At 46.9% G+C, this 367-nt stretch carries 1 pseudogene; it reads right to left on the bottom strand.

Annotated elements, in window-relative coordinates:
* Nucleotides 1-169 precede the first annotated feature (169 nt).
* Nucleotides 170-367, bottom strand: a pseudogene (locus EZV76_RS18000) (DDE-type integrase/transposase/recombinase); the annotation flags it as partial.

Genomic DNA, 367 nt, shown 5'->3' with positions numbered 1-367 from the left:
TTAATTTGGCGTATTGTCCAATACGCTCGATGCTCAAGTTCAACAGGTAGGTGGCACGCTTTGCCATAGACAAGTCTATACGGAGAGGCACCTAATATGGTTTTATAGGCAGTACGATAAGCCCATAGCGCATATGTAAGACGAAGGGACCAGTCTTTGCGAGTTGGATTCACCGTTTTTCGATGATTCGCTTGATTTCGCGGTTAGCCAACTCGGCTTGTCCGTTAGTTTGAGGATGGTAAGCAGTGCTTACTTTGTGAACAATGCCATATTTGCGCATTAGAATTCCTACCGGGCGGTTACAGAAATGAGATCCGCCATCGCTGATAATGGCTCGAGGCACCCCATAGCGAGAGAAGATGTTCTC

Origin of the sequence: Flagellimonas alvinocaridis (genome assembly GCF_004916895.1) — a bacterium.
Taxonomy (GTDB): domain Bacteria; phylum Bacteroidota; class Bacteroidia; order Flavobacteriales; family Flavobacteriaceae; genus Flagellimonas; species Flagellimonas alvinocaridis.
This window is presented reverse-complemented; position numbering and strand designations above follow the sequence as displayed.